Consider the following 19496-nt stretch of genomic DNA (forward strand, 5'->3'; position numbering starts at 1 on the left):
AAGCCTGCCGTATCGCAGACAAGCGGAACAAAGAGCTAAACCTGTTCAAAAACATAACCCGTACCGCGAATGTTGCGGATTATCGTGTCACCAAAAGGCTTTTCGATCTTTCCACGCAAGCGGCTGATATGGGTTTCGACAACGCTCGTCGTGGGATCAAAATTCATGTCCCATACTTTTTCAAGCAACATGGTACGCGTCTGTACGCGTCCCTTTGAGCGCAAGAATACCTCAAGCAACAGGAACTCCTTGGGGTTCAGATCCACCGGCATACCCTGACGCACACAGGTGCGTTTGTGCAGGTCGATAGTAATATCCCCGGCAGTGAGCTCGGAAGCGGTCTCTTCAGAGGCACCGGGGCGCCGAGCTAGGCCCTCGACCCGTGCCAGAAGTTCACTGAAGGCGAACGGTTTGGCCAAGTAGTCCTCGCCCCCGGCCCGCAGGCCTTCGACTCGATCGTCCACTTCGCTCAACGCCGTCAGAAATATAGCTGGCGCAGTCACTTTGGCGTGCCGCAATGCCTTGAGGACGGACAAACCATCCAAACCGGGCACCATACGATCCAGTACCAATACGTCATAGCTCTGATCTATCGCGGCAAAGAGCGCATCCTTGCCATCCGTGAACAGATCGACCACATGGCCCGCCTCGCGCAGTCCCTGTTCCACCCAAGGGCCAAGCTTAGGATCATCTTCAAGTACCAGAAGCCGCATCGGTCATCTCCCTTCGTCCGGCCATCCAGTTTCGCGCCGCCTCAAGAGCAGGTCTGCCGATGTATATGAGATCCGTCAATCCGTAGGCGCCCCTGAAGTCAAAGCGCTCGCTGTGGACGCGGCCGGTTTTACCGAGCATCTCCCACGCGGTCGTGACCATCAATTTCAGTCCTTCTGGGCCGCATAGATAGACCTGTGACTCTGCCTGCATGTCGCGCATGATCTGCGTCAGACGCGCTGGCGTCAGCTTGTCCCCTTCAATATCGCTGAGGACATAGAGGTCAACTTGCGGCAGTCGGGCAGCGTGATGTTCGACATCAGCCATTGCTCCGGCAGACTCTCTGGATCTAATGCAGTAAATCAGGCTCACTCGAGCGCTGCTGTCAGGCTCCATACGCTCCAACGCCGCCAGAAATGGCGTAATTCCAACCCCGCCCGCGACCCAAAGCTGTTCTGTACGCTTCGCTCGAACCTGCGGCAGGAAACGCCCAACACCGCGCCCGAGACGGAATTGGTCGCCTGCGGTGACGGTGTTGACGAACTCATCGGTCCAGTCCCCGGCAGCGCGGATCACGAAACGGCGTGAGGTTTCGTTACCGCCAGCAATTGTAAAGGGATGAGGTTCGGCGCGAGCCCTATTGTGGGCGATCGTTGCGAACTGCCCGGGCCGAAACGCGGGCAGCGAGCTGTCAGCGCGAAACGTCACATCTACACCACCCTCAAAGGGAGTTGCGTTTTCGACGGTCACTAGTCGCGTCAACTCGAACTTGCGTAACAGGGTTTGGCCCCAGGCAAGCAAGCCAACAACCGAAACCACAGCCATCAACGTCCAGGGTGCAACACCGACCGCAAGAGGGCTCGCAACAAAAAACGTGTGATACGCTGCCAACAGAAAAACCGGTCCCATCAACATATGGCTGGCCTTCCACAAGTGATAGGGGATCGCCCGCACCATCGCAGCGCACGTCAGCAGAAGCAAACCCATCGCAGCATACCAACCCACGCTTTCACCGCTTTCTGCCAACAAGGGCACCACCCCGGAACCAAAGGTCTCTGCAGTCGCCCAATGCCCGAGCGCACCGGCGAGGGCAAAGAAACCCAGCCATCTATGTGCGCCGTAAGATTTGTCCGGCCCGCCCATCACGCGATCAACGACCCGCCAACGCGCCGCCAAAATCAGCGACAGGGCCATTGAACTCATCGATAACGCTCCGAGACTGGCAGGAAAAAAATTGGCGAATGGCACAAATGGGCCAACAAGAACAAAGTGCGCCAATACGAACGTGGCAGCAAGGATCAGAGTTTTTGGGGACATTGGGAATACCGCTTTGATTTTTGGATATTCAGTTTGAAGGTTGAGGCACTTTGAAGTTTGCGTCTTCAACCTGCTTGCCAATCGCCGACAAAGCCCCAACCGAAATCAGAAATAGCCCAAGTGCAAAGACCGACATCATCAGCCCGAAGAATACAACAAATGGAGCGAGGAACATCGCACTGAGAATGCTGAAAACTCTGGGGTAGAAGGCTGTTAGGAAACTCATATCTTGTCCTTTCGTCTATCTGAAAGGAAGTGATGTTTGAGCCTTAAATCCAACTCACCGCTGATATACAGTTTTGTAAGAATTGCTCTGCCTGAACGGCTGGCCCGGTAAAGCTGCTCTGATCTCGTTCATAGTATGCTTACCATTTTCCCTTCCGTACAATCGGGATCGAGCAACACTACGCATGCAATCAGACCGACGAATTGCAGACGTTTGCGCACTTTGCAGTTTCGGTTGCTTTGGGTGCAAAGCCGCCGTTCTCTGCAGTGCGCCTTGACTGATACTTCGAGCCTTGAACGATCCTTCATCGATGGTCTGAGCATTGCAACTGCAGCAAATCGAGAACGACCCAACGCTGCCATTCGAATTCGTAACACAATGCTGCGGATGCAGATCGGTTTTGTCCAACAGCACTAAGGATTTGTGGGAGATCTAAGGAACAAACCCCTTGGGCACACCAAATTTCGGTGAATTCACGCTGAACCCCGTCAAAGAGTGCATGAAAGAAATTAGGTTTTGAACTTCCGGCTCTGTAAGTTGGATCGGATCAATGTCGATCTTACTGATCTGACGTTCCATCTCAAAACGGTCTTCCCAAACCAAAAAATCAGTTTTCTGTAACCATGGAACGCTTGGCAACGCGGCCATTTGAGGTTTCCAATTCTCCAGGCTCGAATGAGGATTTAAGTGATGGCGAATGATGCTTTCCAAATCGGGAAAGGCACCATTGTGACCGTAAGGTGCGGTCAGGGCCACGTTGCGCAGCATAGGCGTGCGGAACCTATAGGCATCTTCCAAGCGATCGCTTTCACCCATGCGTCCGACATCACGGGCATACGGGTCCCATTGCCGGGTTCGACCCGGACCGAAAGGTGGCACGCCCAAGGCGTGAAACCTCTGATCCGTCATCAACGGGCCTGAATGGCAGGAGGAGCATTGAGCCTTTCCATAAAACAGGTCCATGCCGCTTTTTTGGGCAGCCGTCAGGGCTTTGGTGTTACCAGCCAGATATTGATCGAACGGACTATCCGTGCTGCGCCATTCGATTGCCATGAAGGCTGCCAGCGCGTTTGCGATCTGGGTAATGGTGATCTCTTCAGCAGTCTCAACTTCATCAAAGGCAGCAACCATCGCAGGACCGTAGTATGGGCTGGTACGGACGCGTTTCGCCAAAATCGGCCAACCTTTGTCGATGCGATCATGCACAGCCCCTGTCACTTGGTTTTCGGCAACGTTGCCTGCCATTTCGAACTGCGAAGTCAGTGGAAACAAAGCCTGAGCAGCTAGTAGAGAGTTCAGCCCGTCGGGCAACCATTCCTGTGCAGGGGAATTAAAGCCGTTGCCGTAAACATCTGAGATACTGAGGCGACCGTCATGAAAGACAGTATGGATTTCCTTTGCCCCAAGGTTCCACAAACCCGGAGAATTGCGGGGTATGCGTTTGCGGATTTTATCAGGGCCGGTTCCCGGTGTACGGTCAGGCCCCAGACCTTCCCCACCTTCTCCGATCCCCAGCGATAACCCATCCGACGTGCCTAAATCCGGATGGTGGCAATGTGCACAAGATATGTTCTGATTGCCCGACAGGATCGGGTCGTAAAACAGTTGATGACCGATGGCCGCCTGTTCCATATCAAAGGACAGGAAATCGTCATCTGTCAGCGGTCGTGGTAATTCCTGTGCGATTGCCGACCCGGCCCAGAAGAGAGCAGCTACCCCATGCGCCAGTTTGTTTTTGCCCTTTGTCTTCTTGCGACCCCGGCGTTGGCCGAGCTGGAACAGGCCCGTGACATGATGGAGGCCGGTGAGTTCGAAGCCGCGCGTGAGGAACTGTTGCCAGCAGCACGCTCGGGCAACGCCGAGGCCGAAGAACTGATCGGTGTGATGTATGGCCTTGGTCTGGGTATCGAGCAGGACTATGAGCGGGCCTTTGAATGGTACCTGCGCGCCTCGATGAAAGGGCATCCCGGGGCGCAATCCGGCGTCGGTTGGTATTATGAGCTGGGTCTGGGCATGCCAGCGCCCGATCTGGTGCGGGCATATATGTGGTACACGCTCAGCGCTATTGGCGGCGATCCCGACGCGGCGATCAGCCTTGAGGAAGTGGTCAAGAAAATGTCGCCGGAGCAAATCGAGAAGGCGCATGTTCTGGTCAACGACTACAAAGGGTGGATGTACCCGTTTCGGTGAGGGCCGGGCCATCAGGCCCGACCCACCATCGTTAGTTCAGGTCTGCATCGCGTGACGCGTTGATCTCGCCTTCTGCGATCGAAACAGCTTCGGTCAGTGCAGCAAAGATCTCATCACCACGGGCCACGTTGGACTGGAACCACTCATAAACAGGCGTAGCAGCATCTTTGAACGCGGCTTTCTGTTCGGGTGTCGGAACGTACAGGTCACCACCGCCCGCAACGAAATCTTCGTAGGCCTGGATCGACTTGCGCTTGGGCGAGGCAAAAGTGGCCTGCTGCAGGGCGTAGAAGCCGTCGACGACTACTCGGCGCAGATCCTCGGGCATCTCCTGGAACTTGGCGTTATTCATCCACCACAGCGCACCCATATAGGCGTGGCCGTCCAGCGTAACGTATTGCAGGCCCGCATCCGGGAATTTCATGCCCATGATGTCGGTGATGCCGTTCTTGGACCCTTCAACAACGCCGGTCTGGAAGCTGGTGAACAGCTCAGGCCACGGGATCGGGGTCGGTGACGCGCCAAGAGCCTTGACCAGTTCCTGCGGCAGGTCGGCGACCACGGTGCGGATCTTCAATCCTTCCATGTCGGCGGGTTCGGCAATGCGGCGTTGAGTGTTCGCGAAGTTACGCCAGCCGCCCGTGTTGCCGATGGTCATCAGGCGGATCGCACCGCCGGAATCCTCCAACGCCATGTCGCGCATTGTGCGGGTGAAATCACCAGACAAAACACGCTCGGCCACACGGTCATCGGCCATCAGGTAGGGCAGGTCGAGGACCTGAACGTAAGGGAAGATGCCCGAAGCGCCGCCAGAGGTAGAGATGTAGATGTCGATAGTGCCATCAGCCACACCTTGCAGGCATTCCGCGCCGTTCGAACACAGTTGCGTGCCGATGAACAACTCGACTTCGATCGCACCGTTCGAGGCCGCTTCGACGTAATTTTTGAAGACGATCAGACCGTCATAGTCTTCATCGTTTTCATTCGAATTGGCCGTAGCGCGCAAAGTGTAATCAGCCGCCGTCGCCGCGATGGCGGATGCAGCTAGCAGCGACGTCGCCACCGCTGCGGTTCTGAAGAAATCTCTGAGCATGCGTTTCCTCCCTGTGATACTCAGTTCAGTTTGCAAATCCCGTTATTCTCGGGATCGTCATGGATAGTTCGGGAATATAGGTGATCAAAAAGATCACGATGATTTCGACGGCCAGAAACGGCAGGATTGCCTTGGCAATGGTTTCGACCCGTTCGCGCGACACGGCGGCGGCCACAAACAGCACCAGCCCCATCGGCGGTGTGGCCAGACCGACGGTCAGATTGACGCTCATGATAATGGCGAAATGGATCGGGTCGACGCCGAGGCTCGTAAAGATAGGGCCCAGGATCGGACCAAGAATGATGATCGCGGGGCCTGCATCTAGGAACATGCCGACGATGAACAACAGCAGGTTGATCAGGAACAGCAGGATCAGCGGATTCTCCGACAGGCTGAGGATCAACGAGGCGAGTTGTTCCGGCGCGTGGCTGAGGCTGACCACAGTTTTGAACGCCATCGCTGCACCAACCAGCAACAGCACGACGGCCGAGGTCATGCCCGCATTGCTGAGAACCTCGGGCACTTCTTTCAGACTCAGGGTGCGCAAAACAAAGAAGCCAATGATGAAGGCATACCCCACGGCAACGGCGGCGGCTTCGGTCGGGGTGAAGATACCGCCTAGAATGCCGCCCAGAATGATGACCGGGGTCATTAGCGGAAAGAACGCCTTGAGGCTGGCCTGACGACGCTCGGGCCAGGTGTATTTGCGGCTGGCGACCGGGAAATCATAACGGTCGGCCATGACCTTGATCATCAGCATCAGGCCGACGCCAACCATTACTCCGGGGACGATACCGGCAAGGAACAAAGCAGCCACGCTTTCGCCCATTACGTAGGCATAGATGATCATGATGCCCGAAGGCGGAATGATCGGCCCGATCACGGAACTTGCCGCTGTAATCGCCGCCGCGAATTTGCGGGTATAGCCCTGTTTCTCCATTGCCGGGATCAGCATCGACCCAAGCGCCGAAGTGTCCGCAACGGCAGACCCCGAAAGGCCCGCGAACAAAATTGAGCTCAGAACATTCACATGCGCAAGCCCACCGCGCAAATGCCCCATCAAAGCCTGTGAAAACTCGACCAGACGGATAGTAATGCCGCCGCGATTCATCAACTCTCCGGCCAGCATGAAGAAAGGGATCGCCATCAGTGGGAAACTGTCCATGCCATTGTAGACATTGCGATAGAGCAGCGTGATGTCATTCGTCTGACCATTGAGCCAAAGCAGAATACCGGGCGCGGCCAGCAGAGCGAAAAAAACCGGCAGGCCGATCAACAGGAAAACAAGGAAAGTGGGCAGGAACCAGATCAGCATTTATTCGGCCCCCACTGCGGCATCCGGAATTTCCGGCAACAGGTGTCCACCGCCAATAAGCGTGATGAAGGACCGCAGTATGAGTTCGATATTCACCGAGATCAGCAATACGATCCCAACAAGCAGCGACGCCATCATCCAACTGCGCGGAATGCGAAACCATTCGTCAAAACCGAAAGATGTCGGCAGGTACAAAGCAGCAGTTGCGAACTTTCCACCAAAGCCAGTCACTTCGGACCAGCCGATTTTCACAGCAACCAACAATACAGCCAACGAGATGACGAACAGGGACAAGTTTAGCAGCTGACCAATGGTGCGAGGCAGCAGACGCTCCAGCATATCTATGGCCACAAACCCGCCGCGCCTGAACGCGGTCGGCGCCATCAAACCGGTCATCCACAGCATGCAGAATCGCGCGGCCTCATCCGGCCAGGGCAAAGCGTTGCCAAGCACGTATCGGAAGAAAACCTGAATCAGGATTGCGATCACCATGAGCACAATCGCAACGACGCCAACCGCGCGGCCCAATCGCAGCACGGTTTCGTTTACGAATGCAATCGGTGCCAGCACCGACGTCAATCCGCCCATGCGGATCCTCCCATTGTCAGCCGCGAGTTGGCCCCGCAGTCGTCATATTGCGCTTAGTGATGCGCAAATTGGCCGAGCTTTCCGGCGTAAAAGGTCAGCGCGTCTCCATCCGCCATGCTAACCTTTAGAACTTTGCCCACCACGATCACGTGATCGCCTGCATCGTGATAGGCGTGCTGCTCGCATTCGAACCGGGCAAGGCTGCCCGGCAGTAAAGGGGTGCCGTTTTCACAGCGGTCATGTTCGATCTTGCGCAGTGCATGAGCGTCCTTTGAGCAACCAAAACACAGCTCGGCCTGTTGGGCTGACAGAACATGCACGCTGAAATGGCGTGCCGTGTGGAAATAACGAAACCGGCGCGAATTGCGGTCACCGGCCCACATGACCAACGGCGGATCGAGCGACAGGGACGAGAAACTGTTGGCGGTGATGCAGATCGGCCCATCTTCGCTGTCGCAGGTCACGACGGTGACGCCGGTGGCAAAACGGCCAAAGGCATCGCGCAGGGTTCGAGTGTCGTCCTTGTGCGGCACGAATGTGTGGGTCATCTCGCGTGAGATTGCGTTCATCATGGCACCTCATGTCCCAGCGCCGCCTCATACAGGCGGTACCAGCTTTCACGGTCCAGTTTGACTTTAAGCGCGTCCGAGGCTCGTGTGATCCGGTTCAGATTGTTTGTACCCAGAACCGGCAGAATGTTGGCCGGATGGGCAAGCAGAAAGGCAATCGCAACAGCGGCTCGATCGACACCGAATTCCTCCGCAATCTCATCCGCAACGACACCGACTGGAGGATTTCCGGCCATCAGCAAACCGCCGCCCAGTGGGGACCACGCCATCAGCGGATGGCCATGTTGTTGGTGAAAGGCCAGATCGCCATTGGTGAAAGGGCTAATCTCACCCAGCGAAATCTCGATCTGGTTCGTAACCAGCTGCGTTTTCATGGCCGATTGCAGCAGGGACCAATCCCAAGGACGGAAATTGGACACGCCAACCGCGCCGACCTTGCCACTGGCAACGACCTCGTCCAATGCCTCACCCGTTTCATGGTGGTCCATGAACGGATCAGGGCGGTGGATCAGCAGCAGATCGATATGGTCGATCGCCATTCCGGTCAGAGAGGTATCGACCGACTTCAGGATATGTGCCCGTGATGTGTCGTAGTACTTAACTTTGGCATGCGAATACCGTCCGCAAGGTGCCACGATATCGCATTTGGTGACAATCTCCATCTTCTGGCGCAGTGCAGGATTTTCGCGCAGGGCAGCACCCAAAACGGCCTCGGCATTGTAGTCGCCGTAGATATCGGCCTGATCGAAGGTGGTGATGCCCTGATCCAGACAGGCCTGGATCTTTGCCTCGACATGGGCTGCCGAGGTATCGCTGTCGTCGCCCAGGCGCCACATGCCATAAACGAGGCGGCTCATTTCCAGCGTGTCAGACAGTTTCACACGTTGCATCAGCGACGAACTCCGTTGCCCAGCGGAGTCGCTGGGGTGGTTGCAGGCACGCGCCCATAAGCTTCGGGCAGCGAGCAGGTTTTCAGATTGGGCATCACTCGGGCGCCGAAATGTTTTGCTTCGTCCAGGTGCGGGTAGCCCGAGAAGATGAAGGCTCGGATGCCCATCTTCTGATACTCTTCGATCTTGGACATAACCTGATCGGTCGACCCGACCAGCGCGGCACCACAGCCCGAGCGTGCACGACCAACGCCTGTCCACAAACCAGGTTCGACATAGCCATACTCGTCTGCCAAATCCCGGTTCTTCGCCTGATGCGCGACGCCCAAAGAGGTCGCGTCCAAAGCGCGTTCGCGGATGGCGCGACCGTATTCGTCATCCAGTTTCGAGACGATGTAGTCAGCGTATTCCTGCGCCTCGGCCTCGGTATCGCGCACGATCATGTGCACCCGAAGGCCGTAATCCAGCGTCCGGTTGTAATTCTCAGCAACCGCGTGCACGGCCTTCATCCGCTCAGCCAGTTGATCCTTGGTCTCGGGCCACATCAGATAAACGTCGCAATGTTCACCGCACAGGTCCAAAGCGGACGGAGAATAGCCCCCGAAATAGAGCAGCGGGCCGCCAGTCTGATAGGGTTTCGCCGGATCAGTCGTCAGACCCGAAAAGTTGTAGACCTCACCAGCATGGTTGATCTCATCCTGTGTCCACGCCTGTTTCAGAATCTCGACCACTTCGCGCGAACGCTGGTAGCGGAACGCACTGTCGGCTTTCTCACCAGGGAAGTCAGACGAGATGATGTTGACGGTTAGCCTGCCCTTCAGCATGTGATCCAGCGTAGCGATGGTGCGGGCCAGCATGATCGGCTGCATCTCGCCACAACGCACAGCGGCCAACAGATTGATCTTTTCAGTGAATGGCGCGCATCCCGCCACGAAGCTCAGCGTGTCCTGACCAACCTGATACGAAGACGGGCACAGGATATTGCGAAATCCTTGCGCCTCGGCCTCTCTCACGATGCCGGAACAATGCTCCCAGCTCGACCGCAGGTCACCATCAGGCACACCCAGAAACTGATAATCATCTGAACACAGCGCCGCGAACCAAGACACCTCAACCGCTTCCAGATCGGGCGATGTGATTGGGACGATGGTCATCTGAGTCGCTCTCCACGTCGGTTTCGCTTTTCCTCTTGCGTAGCAATCGCTTTGATGTAGATCAATAGTGTATCAATTTTTCCTGCGACCGAGTGAAGCGCCCCACATGAACGCATCCGACAGAAATCCGAACGCACTGCCGGTTTACATCCAGATCGCAGAACTGCTGATCCGCGATATCGCAGCGGGCCGCCTGATTGATGGTGAACGATTGTCGCCTGAGCGTGAGATGGCAGCGGAGTTGAAAGTCTCGGTTGGGACGTTGCGAAAATCGCTCGCTGAGCTGGAAAAAAAAGGGATGCTGGAGCGTATTCAAGGTTCGGGCAACTATATTCGCGAGACCGGAACACAAGACAGCGTCTACGCGATGTTCAGGCTTGAGTTACCTGAAGGGGGCGGACTGCCGCGAGCGGATATTCTGTCGGTTGATCATTTGAAGAAGCCGGCCGATCTGCCAAGTTTCGGAGCTTCTGATGCAGGCTCAAGGGTGCGCCGGATGCGCTACCTGAATGATACAATTATTGCGGTCGAGGAAATCTGGCTCGACGAATCAGCGGGATTGATCGACCGGAGCCTGCTTTCCGACTCTCTCTACCGCTACTATCAGCGCCAATTGGGGTTTTGGATCGCAAGGGCCGAAGACAGGGTTTCAGTCCAACCATTACCGGATTGGACGCCGCCCAATTTCACTAAACAGGCGGGCGACGCAGCCGGCTATATCGAACGTTTCAGCTGGTCGGAAAGCGCCGAACCCGTTGAGTTCTCGAAAACATGGTTCGATCCGGATCGGGCCAACTACGTCCAACGTCTAAAGTAAAAGGAAGCACGCATGACCCGGACCATCAATTACGGGCTGATTGGATGCGGCATGATGGGGCAAGAGCACCTTCACAATATCGACTTGCTGGAAGGTACTCGTGTAACGGCAATATTTGAACCTGATCCAGAGATGGCCGCTGCGGCAGCGAAGATTGCGCCGACCGCAATCATGGTAGGTTCGGTGCAGGAGCTTCTGACGGTAAAAGAACTCGATTGTATCGTCATTGCCAGCCCGAACCATCTGCATGTGGATCAGATCTGCGAAGTTGCTAACACGCGCCCGCTGCCGTTGCTGGTAGAGAAACCTCTGTTTACAGATTCAAGGGATTTGGATCGGCTGGAGCAGGTACAGCGCGATTACCCGTGCCCGATCTGGGTTGCAATGGAATACCGGTATATGCCTCCCATTGCAGCTCTGATCGAAAAGGCTGAGGCGACGGGTGGTGTAAAGATGCTATCAATCCGCGAACATCGTTTTCCATTTCTTGAAAAGGTCGGGCACTGGAATCGATTCAACCGCAATACCGGTGGCACTTTTGTTGAAAAATGCTGCCACTTCTTCGATCTCATGCGCTTGATATTGAAATCTGACCCGGTGCGTATCACCGCTAGCGGGGGGCAGGCCGTCAACCATCTGGACGAGAGTTACGACGGCGAAACTCCGGACATTCTCGACCACGGCTATGTAATTGCCGAGTTTGCTTCAGGTGCACGCGCGATGCTGGAGCTTTGCATGTTCGCAGAAGGATCTCGCTACCAAGAAGAAATATCGGCTGTCGGGCCGGGCGCCAAAATCGAAGCTCTGGTGCCTGGACCCGGACGCTTCTGGCCGGATCACCTGGGAGACGCACCAACGCCGAAGGTGATCGTGAGCCCACGCAATCCTAAAGGGCCTGCGTCAGTGGACGTTCCAGTGGAGCCCGGCCTGCTGGCAGCCGGGGATCACAACGGATCAACCTACTATCAGCATGAGGGCTTTCTGGCTTTGCTTCGTGGCGAAAAGGCCAAGCCGGACGTGAGTTTAGAAGACGGTCTCTGGGCCGTTAGAATGGGGCAAGCTGCGCAACAGGCGATAGATACCGGTGAAACGGTATATCTGAACGGTTGATTGGAATTGGAGCCCGGGGCGTTCTTATACCACGAATGTCCCAGGCATTTTTTGTGTCAGAGCTGGTCTCATACCGAACTCGCGCTTAGACTGCTGACGCGGTGGTCATCGTTTGAGTTCAGTCAGATTTTTGGGCAAAGTTCGTCGGGAAATCTCACCCCGTCGACTTATTGCAATAGGTCTGCGGTCAGTGGTTTCGACTGAGCAAGATCGCTGCGGCAAACACGGGCGGCTGCTTTTTTGGCAGTATCGCGACAACACCGTTTCCGCACACGCAGCAGTAATTGTACTGCTTGGAAGCGCAAAACAAACGACAGTGATCGGGATGGCTTGGTCGCTACCATCGGCGCAACACAGTGGTCAGCGAGGGCCTGCCTTTTCAACGTCGCTCCAAAAATCGCACCCTTCGAGCCAGCATAGGCGCTTTCACTGCCAACGGTGTATAGATTGTATGTGCGCCAACACATTGCGAGAGAACCGTGTCCGAGATTGATCACCTGAACCATTGGTTGATTTCCAAAGGTCGATTGCTTGGCGACGAGGTAAAAATCGTCAAAAGTTATTGCGAAGGCCTAGAGAAGCTTGGCGTACCGTTGAGCCGTGCACGGATTGCTCAGAATTACTCCAACCCACTGCTGAGCGCATGGGGGATCATCTGGACGCCCGAGGAAACCCACCGCTACACCGTGCCGACCACAGTTCTGTCGACCAGCGCTTGGCGCGGCAGTCCTTTTGAGTATGTCGTCACTCAGCGGCGTCCTCTGCGCAAACGCCTGATTGATCTCGATCTCGCGGCTGAACACCCTGTTTATTCCGAGCTTACCCAAGCCGGTGCCACAGACTTTCTGGCCATCCCACTGGAACATGGCAATGGATCGGTTCAGGGCACCAGTTTCACCTCGAATGCGAAAACTGGGTTTTCGGACAAGCACATCAGATACATTGAAGACACGCGCTACGCTCTTGCCGCTGCTTTGGAACCCATCGCAATGCGCCATTCTCAGATGAGTCTTCTTCAAACCTATCTGGGTCGCGGCCCCGCAGAAGAAGTCGGTCAGGGACATATAAAACGAGGCGAACACAAGACGGTTTCCGCAGCGATACTGTTCGCAGACCTCCGTGGCTTTACCGAGAAAGCCTCAACCTGGTCCGAAACCGATTTGCTGAGCATGATGGGTGAGTATTTCGAGATGGTGGTATCGCCCATTCAGGATGCAGACGGCGATGTTCTCAAATTCATGGGGGATGGCATACTTGCAGTATTTAATTCTGACGACGTTCAAGCCTCTTGCAGGTCTGCTGTTCAAGCGGCTCATCAAGCTTTGGCAAATCTGCGCGGTTTTAACGACAAAGCCTCAGAGCAAGGTCGGGAAGCCATAGAATTTGTAATCGGTATTGATTTTGGACAAGTGACCTTCGGCAACATCGGCAGCCCCGACCGATTGGATTTCACCGTCGTCGGTCAGGCAGTAAACGTGGCCAGTCGCGTTCAGGAACTGTGCAAGACTCTGGACGAAGAGATGCTGATAACAAAGAGCGTCGCAAAACACCTGGCGCATAACGTGAAGTCGGTCGGATACCATTCCGTCCGCGGTTTGCGTGATGAGATCGATATATTCAAAGCCTGAGCAAGATCTTTAAGCCCGGAGCTGCCGTTGGTCTGATTTTGGCGTCTCGCTTACATAGCCGTCACATAGTACAGAAACCGGGCATTATTTGTGTGGTTCGCCTTGGGCGGTGAAGCGGACAAATGAGCTTTCGCAGCAAAGACATCAATGCCCGCTTCACGATGGCTAACCTTCAGAGATTTACTAGGGCACCGGATACACGATCAGCCCATCTCTTTCGTCAGAAACGGCTCTGGGCTGTCCGTTTCTTCCAGTCCCTTCCCTGTGATCAGCCAAAACCGATTGCCGACATTGCGTAAGAAACTGCGATCGTGACTAACAAGCAGACAGGATGCATGATGTGTGATCAATTCATCCTCAAGAGCCTCTTGTCCCTCGATATCAAGATGGTTCGTCGGCTCATCGAGTAAGTAGAAATTCGGATTTTTCAGCCGTAATATCAGCATCGCCAAACGCGCCTTTTGTCCGCCGGACAGCGCTCCGATCCGGGTATCTTGCATCTGGATCTTCACGCCCGCACCCGCCAGTACGCCGCGTGCGCGTTGGTCACCTATGTCAAACTGCCCCGCCACAGCCGTCATCGGCGTCTCGCTATCCGAAAGTTGGCTCAGATGTTGATCAGAATATGCTGGCACAACCGAGGGAGCACAACTGACCGCTCCTCCGCTTCCAGAAAGTGCATCTTGTACCATCTCAATCAATCGGGTTTTCCCGGTGCCATTCGCCCCCAAAAGTACGATGCGGTCTCCGGGCAAAATCCATTTCCGCCCGGTCTTGTACAGCAGCCGACCGTCCGGGGTTTCAACCCGTGCGTCATCCAAAGTGACCAGAGCTTTGGCATGAGTTCCACTGTTGGCCAGTTTGATACCACCTGCGCTGTGTTCCCGGTGGGCGGGTTTGGCACTCGCCTCAATCTGCGCCGCCCGATCATTTAGCTGTTTGGTCTTCGTGACCAAAAGGTCGGACCCGGAATTAATGCCGATGTTCTTGAGCTTTGCCGCCTGTTTGCGCAACTGCTGCGCCTTGTTCAAATCATTGGCAAACCGCCGTTGGTCAGCGGCGTCTGCTTCATCAAGCGCTGTGCGTGCTGCCGAAAACGGGAGCGGAAAAGCGTGTGATCGCTCCTTGCGCAAAAACAGTGTTCGATTAGTCGTCGCATCAAGAAATGCTCGATCATGCGATGACACAACAACCGCTACATCGCGCCGCAACCCGGACAACCAGTTTTGGAGCAGTCCAATGCGACGCAGATCCAAATGGTTGGTCGGCTCATCCAGCAATAGGATATCTGGTTCCTGAATCCAGGCAGCGGCCAACAGTGCAGTCCTTTGCCAACCACCGCTCAACTCATTGAGTGGGCTATGCTGTAACTCGTACGGAACACTCAGGTCATCAAGCACCACATCCACCCGCCAGCTTTCATATTCCGCCTGCTCGGCAGGAAGGGCGTCCAACACCCAATTGTAGAGCGTTTTGGCAAAGGCATGATCTGGAACGTATTGGGTCACATATCCAACTCGCAAACCACGCGCTCGGATGATTTGCCCGGTCGTCGGTTCGTTTTGGCCGGTTATACATTCAAAAAGTGTTGTCTTGCCGCGGCCATTGGCGGCAACCAATCCAATGCGATCACCTTTGGAAATTGCCAGGTTCAGATTGTCAAAAAGAAGGTCACCACGGATTACGCTTAATGCGTTGATATTCATAACAGTCATCGGAGTCTCTGCTCATACTAGGAGGTGCCGCGATGCGGCTTTGGGCAGACCGATTGAAATGTTGTTTCTCGGACCCGCCCTGCAAACGTATTTACAGGGCGAAACGGGGACCATGCTGAAGTCGGCGGATGATACGCATGTTCAGCTTGTGCCCTCCCGTTGTAGATTGTGACTGTGTTCGCAGACCTTAGAAAACAATGTCCATCTCAGCAAGTGCCTCGCTGCGGAAAGCACACCCCAGTTACATTTTTATATGTCAGCAGCAGAGAACCTGCTGCTGCCATTCTCTGCGGTAGTTTCCAACTGGCGAATGAACCCAAAACCGTTGTTGACAGGTTTTTGAATCTGAATAAGGTACATGTATGAACAAGCTTGAACAAGAATCAACAAGTAGCGATCTGATCGGAGCCTCCAAGTCGGTCAGAATAGCGCATCAGCTGGAAGAAGAGATCAGGTCCGGCGGGCTTGGAAACGGGACACCGTTAGCCAGCGAAAATGAGCTTGTCAGACGGTTTTCGGTCAGTCGAAATACCGTGCGCAAAAGTCTCGAAATCCTCTGCCGCAAAGGCTTGATCACGACCCGGAGAGGGATCGGATCGTTTGTGACCTTTGGTGGTCAAACTATCGACGACCGCACCGGATGGAGTGTCGCGCTATCCTCGGGTGACACCGAGCTCGCGACCCGCGTCTTACGTCTTGCGCGCGGGGGAATGGATCTGACTGATGTACCGGATTTGACCGACACCGACTTCCTGATCGTCGACCGCTTACGGTTTCGCGTGAAAACCGGTCAGGGCGTTTCGCTCGAACGCAGTCGCGTTGCCTGGCGTTCTGGGTTTTCCGAAATCCTGGAGAACGGCCTTGAAAATGGGTCATTGACGGAAACGCTGCGGCTTCGCGGGCTGAGCGTCGACGGGGGAAAAGAATGGGCCCGAGTGCTGCCTGCCCTCAGCGCGGCGGATGCGGCCGTGATGGGGCGCGAGAAGGGCGAGCCAATGCTGCGGCTTTGCCGTCTGACGCGTTCAGCCGACGGGGCAACCCTGGAATATGTCGAGAGCATTCTGGATCCGGACCTGTTCGGTCTGCAAATGGAGTTTTGACAGCGTTGACGGACAGAGGCTTGGCATATGATCGCGCGTGTGGTGCCCTCGCCGGTATGGCGATCGGGGATGCATTGGGAATGCCATCCCAAACCCTGTCGCGACAGCAGATCGCACACCACTATGGTAATATCACCACCTATGTCGCGCCTTACCCGGATCATCCCGTTTCGCACAGTCTTCGGGCGGCACAGGTGACGGATGACACCGAGCAGGCGTTCTTGTTGGCGAAACGCCTTGTCGAAGACTGCAATGGCTTTGACGAGGCGCTTTGGGCACAGGACTTGCTGGATTGGGAACGCGATGTCAGGGCGCGGGGTTTGCGCGATTTGCTGGGGCCGTCCTCCAAAGCAGCGCTCGCCGCGATGCTGGCCGGGGAGTCAGCACTTGAAACCGGACGAAATGGTACAACGAACGGCGCTGCGATGCGGATCGCCCCGGTTGGAATTGCCACCAAATACGAACCATCCGACACTTTTCTGGACCGCGTCGAACTGGCCTGCCGGATGACGCACAACACAGGCGAGGCGATCGCCGCAGCCGCGGCAGTTGCTGCCGTTGTCAGCAGCGGCGTGGACGGGCTTGATTACGACGTTGCGATCACAGCCGCTTTGGATGCTGCCGAGAAGGGGCAGAAACGCGGTTACCGGTCAGGTGAAACCGATATGCGCAAGCGGATATCTTACGCATTGAACCTTGCGGACACAGGTATCGCTGCTGACGAATTTGCGCAGTTAGTGGGAACGTCTGTCGCATCAAATGAATCTGTCCCGGCGGCATTCGGTGTAGTGCGAATGGCTTCAGGTGATGTTTGGGAAGCCGCACAGATCGCGGCCAACATAGGAGACGATACAGACACCATCGGTGCGATTGCCGGCGCGATGGCAGGTGCCTGCGCTGGCATCCAGAGTATTGACCCTAATGTGCTTGCCCCTGTCCGCTCGGCAAATGACCTCGCAATCGAAGCGACGGCTGAACAACTGCTGACCCTGCGCGGCGTTTCAGCAGATGCTCTACGCGACACGACGGAGGCAACGAGATGACCAATCGCCTCTTGCAGATGTCCGGTGTCGTTGCCGACCTTCTCTACGAAGTCGAAGCCGTGCCCGCGCCAGGTGAAGAAGCCATTGTCAAAGGTTTCTCAATCACGCCGGGCGGTGGTTTCAACGCGATGGTCGCCGCGAAACGCGCTGGCATGATGGTGTTCTACGGTGGCTCGATCGGGTCCGGTCCGTTTGCCAAAATTGTTCGCGAAGGCCTCAACACTGAGAGTATTCCTTTCCTGCGGACACAGGATCTCAGCCGCGATCAGGGTTGCTGCACCGTGATGATCGACCCGCAAGGCGAGCGAACGTTCGTGGCCAGCGACGGTGCCGAGGGGCATGTAACTGACGAAGATCTGACTCAGATCAGCTTTCATGAGTTCGGTTGGACGCTGTTATCGGGTTATGCCTTGCACTACGCCGGATCGCGTCAGTCGTTACACCAATGGCTGACCGGTGACGACAAAATACGCAACCTGGTTTTCGACCCGTCGCCCATAGTCGCCTCACTAAATCGCGAGGCTCTTCAGGCAGCGATGACCCGAGCAACGTGGATCAGCGCGAATATGCGGGAAGCAGCGGTTTTGACAGGACACGCTGATCCGGCCGAAGCCGCCAAAACACTCGCTGAAACACGCCCCGGCGACGGAGGTGTCGTAGTGCGTCTGGGCGAAGACGGCTGCATTCTGGCCCGGCAGGGTACCCTTGAACACATCGCACCTTTCCGTGTTCAGGCCTTGGACACAAATGGGGCCGGTGACACTCATATCGGCAGTTTCATTGCCCGAATGTCACGCGGCGAAACACCAAAACAAGCTGCCGTTTACGCAAATGTCGCAGCAGCTTTGTCGACCACACAAAAAGGACCGGCGACAGCCCCAACCGAAGCGGTCGTCGAAAACGCCCTGAGCAAGAAAGAGGCTGGTTGATCGAGAACCGAAGCTAAAGACCATCCAACTGGGAGACGACAATGAACAAACACATCTTTCTGGCAACCTCAGTTGCCCTCACAACCATGGGCACGGTCGTACTGGCTGATGAAATTCGCGTTCTGAATTGGCAGGGCTATGGCACCGATCAGGACTGGGCCATCGCTGCGTTTACCGAAGCCACCGGTCACACCGTTGTTCATGAATACTTCAACTCGGAACAGGAGATGCTGACAAAGCTGCGGACCAATCCGGGTGCCTATGACGTGGTTCTGATCAATGCGGCCTTCACCCCTCAGGCGCAGGCCGAAGGGTTGATTGGGCCGGTCGATAGCTCGCTTGTTGCCAACTTTAGCGATGTCTCAGAGAACATGGCCACCAATCAGGACCTGAATGCAGGCGGTGCGCTACATGGTGTGCCCTGGACCTGGGGCCTGACCTCGTTTGCAGTGAACACCAATGAGTTCAGCGAAATGCCAACCTCGATCGAGGTGTTCTGGGATCCAGCACATGAAGGCAAGGTGTCGATCCGCGACGATGCGCTGGAGGCGGTTCAGTTCGCGGCAATCGCCACCGGTCAGGACATCAATGACATACAGGATCTGGATGCCATTGAGGCCAAGCTGGCGGCGTTGATGCCACAGATCAAAACCTACTGGGGTTCGGAGAACGACTGGAACCAGTTCATGGCCGCCGGTGATCTGGACGTGGCGACATTCTGGTCCGGTTCTGCAAGCAGATCGATGGCCTCTGGTCTGCCGGTTCAGTTCGTCGTCCCTGATGAAGGCGCGATCGGTTGGCTTGACGGGCTGTCCATCCCTGAAACCTCTACCAAGAAAGAGGCTGCACACGCCTTTATCAACTGGATGATTGACCCAGAATTCTACGTGAAATGGGCCGAAAGCGGTGCCCCGGCCTCGGCAAATGCCAAGGCCGCTGCTGCTCTGCCTGATGACGCATTCAACAAGCGCGTTCTGGGCGATCCTGCCGTTGTGGCCCGTGTGCAGTTCCAGCGTCCGGTCTCCGATGAAAACCGCGAGAAGTACCTGGAACTGTGGCAAGGCCTGAAGGCCGCGCAATAATCAGGCCAAAGCAAGGGAG

19 protein-coding genes are annotated in these 19496 nt (G+C 55.8%); 8 read left to right on the forward strand and 11 right to left on the reverse strand.

What is annotated here, in order from left to right; all coding sequences use genetic code 11:
* Positions 1-35 precede the first annotated feature (35 nt).
* The 4 genes from E1297_RS43170 to E1297_RS43185 all read right to left on the reverse strand — a co-directional run bounded on the left by E1297_RS43170 (position 36) and on the right by E1297_RS43185 (position 3886).
* Complete coding sequence (locus E1297_RS43170) at positions 36-713, reverse strand: response regulator transcription factor (protein ID WP_155149374.1); 678 nt, start codon at positions 711-713, stop codon at positions 36-38.
* Positions 694-2028 (reverse strand): ferric reductase-like transmembrane domain-containing protein, encoded by a 1335-nt coding sequence (locus E1297_RS43175; protein WP_155149376.1) that lies wholly within the window; start codon positions 2026-2028, stop codon positions 694-696. Before E1297_RS43175 ends, E1297_RS43170 begins: the two co-directional genes overlap by 20 nt.
* Positions 2029-2056: 28 nt before the next feature.
* Positions 2057-2254: a hypothetical protein gene (locus E1297_RS43180; protein WP_155149378.1), complete on the reverse strand. Its 198-nt coding sequence runs from the start codon at positions 2252-2254 to the stop codon at positions 2057-2059.
* A gap of 432 nt (positions 2255-2686) precedes the next feature.
* A complete protein-coding gene (locus E1297_RS43185; protein WP_209016341.1) occupies positions 2687-3886 on the reverse strand; it encodes a cytochrome-c peroxidase in 1200 nt (399 codons plus the stop codon).
* Positions 3887-3973: 87 nt separating this feature from the next.
* Here E1297_RS43185 and E1297_RS43190 point away from each other — a divergent pair, with 87 nt between their 5' ends.
* Complete coding sequence (locus E1297_RS43190) at positions 3974-4444, forward strand: tetratricopeptide repeat protein (RefSeq protein WP_155149380.1); 471 nt, start codon at positions 3974-3976, stop codon at positions 4442-4444.
* A 31-nt stretch (positions 4445-4475) separates the two neighbouring features.
* On the opposite strand, the gene dctP is transcribed toward E1297_RS43190, so the two are convergent.
* From dctP to E1297_RS43220, 6 genes are read right to left on the reverse strand one after another with little or no spacing between them, the layout of a single operon-like run.
* Positions 4476-5537, reverse strand: a complete 1062-nt coding sequence (gene dctP / locus E1297_RS43195) for a TRAP transporter substrate-binding protein DctP (protein ID WP_155149382.1) — start codon at positions 5535-5537, stop codon at positions 4476-4478.
* A gap of 25 nt (positions 5538-5562) precedes the next feature.
* Positions 5563-6852, reverse strand: a complete 1290-nt coding sequence (locus E1297_RS43200; RefSeq protein ID WP_155149384.1) for a TRAP transporter large permease — start codon at positions 6850-6852, stop codon at positions 5563-5565.
* Positions 6853-7440, reverse strand: coding sequence for a TRAP transporter small permease (locus E1297_RS43205; protein WP_155149386.1), 588 nt, complete (start codon positions 7438-7440; stop codon positions 6853-6855).
* Positions 7441-7493: 53 nt separating this feature from the next.
* Positions 7494-8012, reverse strand: a complete 519-nt coding sequence (locus E1297_RS43210) for a flavin reductase family protein (RefSeq protein WP_209016342.1) — start codon at positions 8010-8012, stop codon at positions 7494-7496.
* Positions 8009-8899, reverse strand: coding sequence for an aldo/keto reductase family oxidoreductase (locus E1297_RS43215; protein WP_155149388.1), 891 nt, complete (start codon positions 8897-8899; stop codon positions 8009-8011). Before E1297_RS43215 ends, E1297_RS43210 begins: the two co-directional genes overlap by 4 nt.
* On the reverse strand, positions 8899-10053 hold the full coding sequence (locus E1297_RS43220) for an LLM class flavin-dependent oxidoreductase (protein WP_155149390.1): 1155 nt from the start codon (positions 10051-10053) through the stop codon (positions 8899-8901). The genes E1297_RS43215 and E1297_RS43220 overlap by 1 nt, the downstream gene beginning before the upstream one ends.
* Positions 10054-10159: 106 nt before the next feature.
* Here E1297_RS43220 and E1297_RS43225 point away from each other — a divergent pair, with 106 nt between their 5' ends.
* From E1297_RS43225 to E1297_RS51470, 3 genes are all read left to right on the forward strand, one after another.
* Positions 10160-10870 (forward strand): GntR family transcriptional regulator, encoded by a 711-nt coding sequence (locus E1297_RS43225; protein ID WP_155149392.1) that lies wholly within the window; start codon positions 10160-10162, stop codon positions 10868-10870.
* Positions 10871-10882: 12 nt separating this feature from the next.
* Entirely contained in the window at positions 10883-11980 is a 1098-nt protein-coding gene (locus tag E1297_RS43230) for a Gfo/Idh/MocA family protein (protein WP_155149394.1), read from the forward strand.
* Positions 11981-12459: 479 nt separating this feature from the next.
* On the forward strand, positions 12460-13608 hold the full coding sequence (locus E1297_RS51470; RefSeq protein ID WP_155149396.1) for an adenylate/guanylate cyclase domain-containing protein: 1149 nt from the start codon (positions 12460-12462) through the stop codon (positions 13606-13608).
* 203 nt (positions 13609-13811) lie between these two features.
* Here the strand turns inward: E1297_RS51470 and E1297_RS43240 are convergent, their stop codons facing one another.
* A complete protein-coding gene (locus E1297_RS43240; RefSeq protein WP_155149398.1) occupies positions 13812-15323 on the reverse strand; it encodes an ABC-F family ATP-binding cassette domain-containing protein in 1512 nt (503 codons plus the stop codon).
* Between the two features lie 362 nt (positions 15324-15685).
* Between E1297_RS43240 and E1297_RS43245 the strand changes: the two genes are divergently transcribed.
* Genes E1297_RS43245 through E1297_RS43260 form a run of 4 tightly spaced genes read left to right on the forward strand, consistent with a single transcriptional unit; the run spans position 15686 to position 19477 of the window.
* Positions 15686-16423, forward strand: a complete 738-nt coding sequence (locus E1297_RS43245) for a GntR family transcriptional regulator (protein WP_155149400.1) — start codon at positions 15686-15688, stop codon at positions 16421-16423.
* Positions 16424-16443: 20 nt separating this feature from the next.
* Positions 16444-17466, forward strand: a complete 1023-nt coding sequence (locus E1297_RS43250) for an ADP-ribosylglycohydrolase family protein (protein WP_209016343.1) — start codon at positions 16444-16446, stop codon at positions 17464-17466.
* Positions 17463-18395, forward strand: coding sequence for a PfkB family carbohydrate kinase (locus tag E1297_RS43255; RefSeq protein WP_155149402.1), 933 nt, complete (start codon positions 17463-17465; stop codon positions 18393-18395). Before E1297_RS43250 ends, E1297_RS43255 begins: the two co-directional genes overlap by 4 nt.
* Before the next feature lie 41 nt (positions 18396-18436).
* Positions 18437-19477, forward strand: a complete 1041-nt coding sequence (locus tag E1297_RS43260; RefSeq protein WP_155149404.1) for a PotD/PotF family extracellular solute-binding protein — start codon at positions 18437-18439, stop codon at positions 19475-19477.
* The last annotated feature ends 19 nt before the right edge of the window (positions 19478-19496 follow it).

Source organism: Roseibium sp. RKSG952, assembly GCF_009711355.1.

Coding starts and splice junctions, on each gene's coding strand:
- E1297_RS43210 (WP_209016342.1), bottom strand. CDS start 8,012: ATGATGAACGCAATCTCACGCGAGATGACCCACACATTCGTGCCGCAC.
- E1297_RS43260 (WP_155149404.1), top strand. CDS start 18,437: ATGAACAAACACATCTTTCTGGCAACCTCAGTTGCCCTCACAACCATG.
- E1297_RS43190 (WP_155149380.1), top strand. CDS start 3,974: ATGCGCCAGTTTGTTTTTGCCCTTTGTCTTCTTGCGACCCCGGCGTTG.
- E1297_RS43215 (WP_155149388.1), bottom strand. CDS start 8,899: ATGCAACGTGTGAAACTGTCTGACACGCTGGAAATGAGCCGCCTCGTT.
- E1297_RS43185 (WP_209016341.1), bottom strand. CDS start 3,886: ATGGAACAGGCGGCCATCGGTCATCAACTGTTTTACGACCCGATCCTG.
- E1297_RS43220 (WP_155149390.1), bottom strand. CDS start 10,053: ATGACCATCGTCCCAATCACATCGCCCGATCTGGAAGCGGTTGAGGTG.
- E1297_RS43240 (WP_155149398.1), bottom strand. CDS start 15,323: ATGACTGTTATGAATATCAACGCATTAAGCGTAATCCGTGGTGACCTT.
- E1297_RS43230 (WP_155149394.1), top strand. CDS start 10,883: ATGACCCGGACCATCAATTACGGGCTGATTGGATGCGGCATGATGGGG.
- E1297_RS43200 (WP_155149384.1), bottom strand. CDS start 6,852: ATGCTGATCTGGTTCCTGCCCACTTTCCTTGTTTTCCTGTTGATCGGC.
- E1297_RS43170 (WP_155149374.1), bottom strand. CDS start 713: ATGCGGCTTCTGGTACTTGAAGATGATCCTAAGCTTGGCCCTTGGGTG.
- E1297_RS43180 (WP_155149378.1), bottom strand. CDS start 2,254: ATGAGTTTCCTAACAGCCTTCTACCCCAGAGTTTTCAGCATTCTCAGT.
- E1297_RS43245 (WP_155149400.1), top strand. CDS start 15,686: ATGAACAAGCTTGAACAAGAATCAACAAGTAGCGATCTGATCGGAGCC.
- E1297_RS43205 (WP_155149386.1), bottom strand. CDS start 7,440: ATGGGCGGATTGACGTCGGTGCTGGCACCGATTGCATTCGTAAACGAA.
- E1297_RS43255 (WP_155149402.1), top strand. CDS start 17,463: ATGACCAATCGCCTCTTGCAGATGTCCGGTGTCGTTGCCGACCTTCTC.
- E1297_RS43175 (WP_155149376.1), bottom strand. CDS start 2,028: ATGTCCCCAAAAACTCTGATCCTTGCTGCCACGTTCGTATTGGCGCAC.
- E1297_RS43225 (WP_155149392.1), top strand. CDS start 10,160: ATGAACGCATCCGACAGAAATCCGAACGCACTGCCGGTTTACATCCAG.
- dctP (WP_155149382.1), bottom strand. CDS start 5,537: ATGCTCAGAGATTTCTTCAGAACCGCAGCGGTGGCGACGTCGCTGCTA.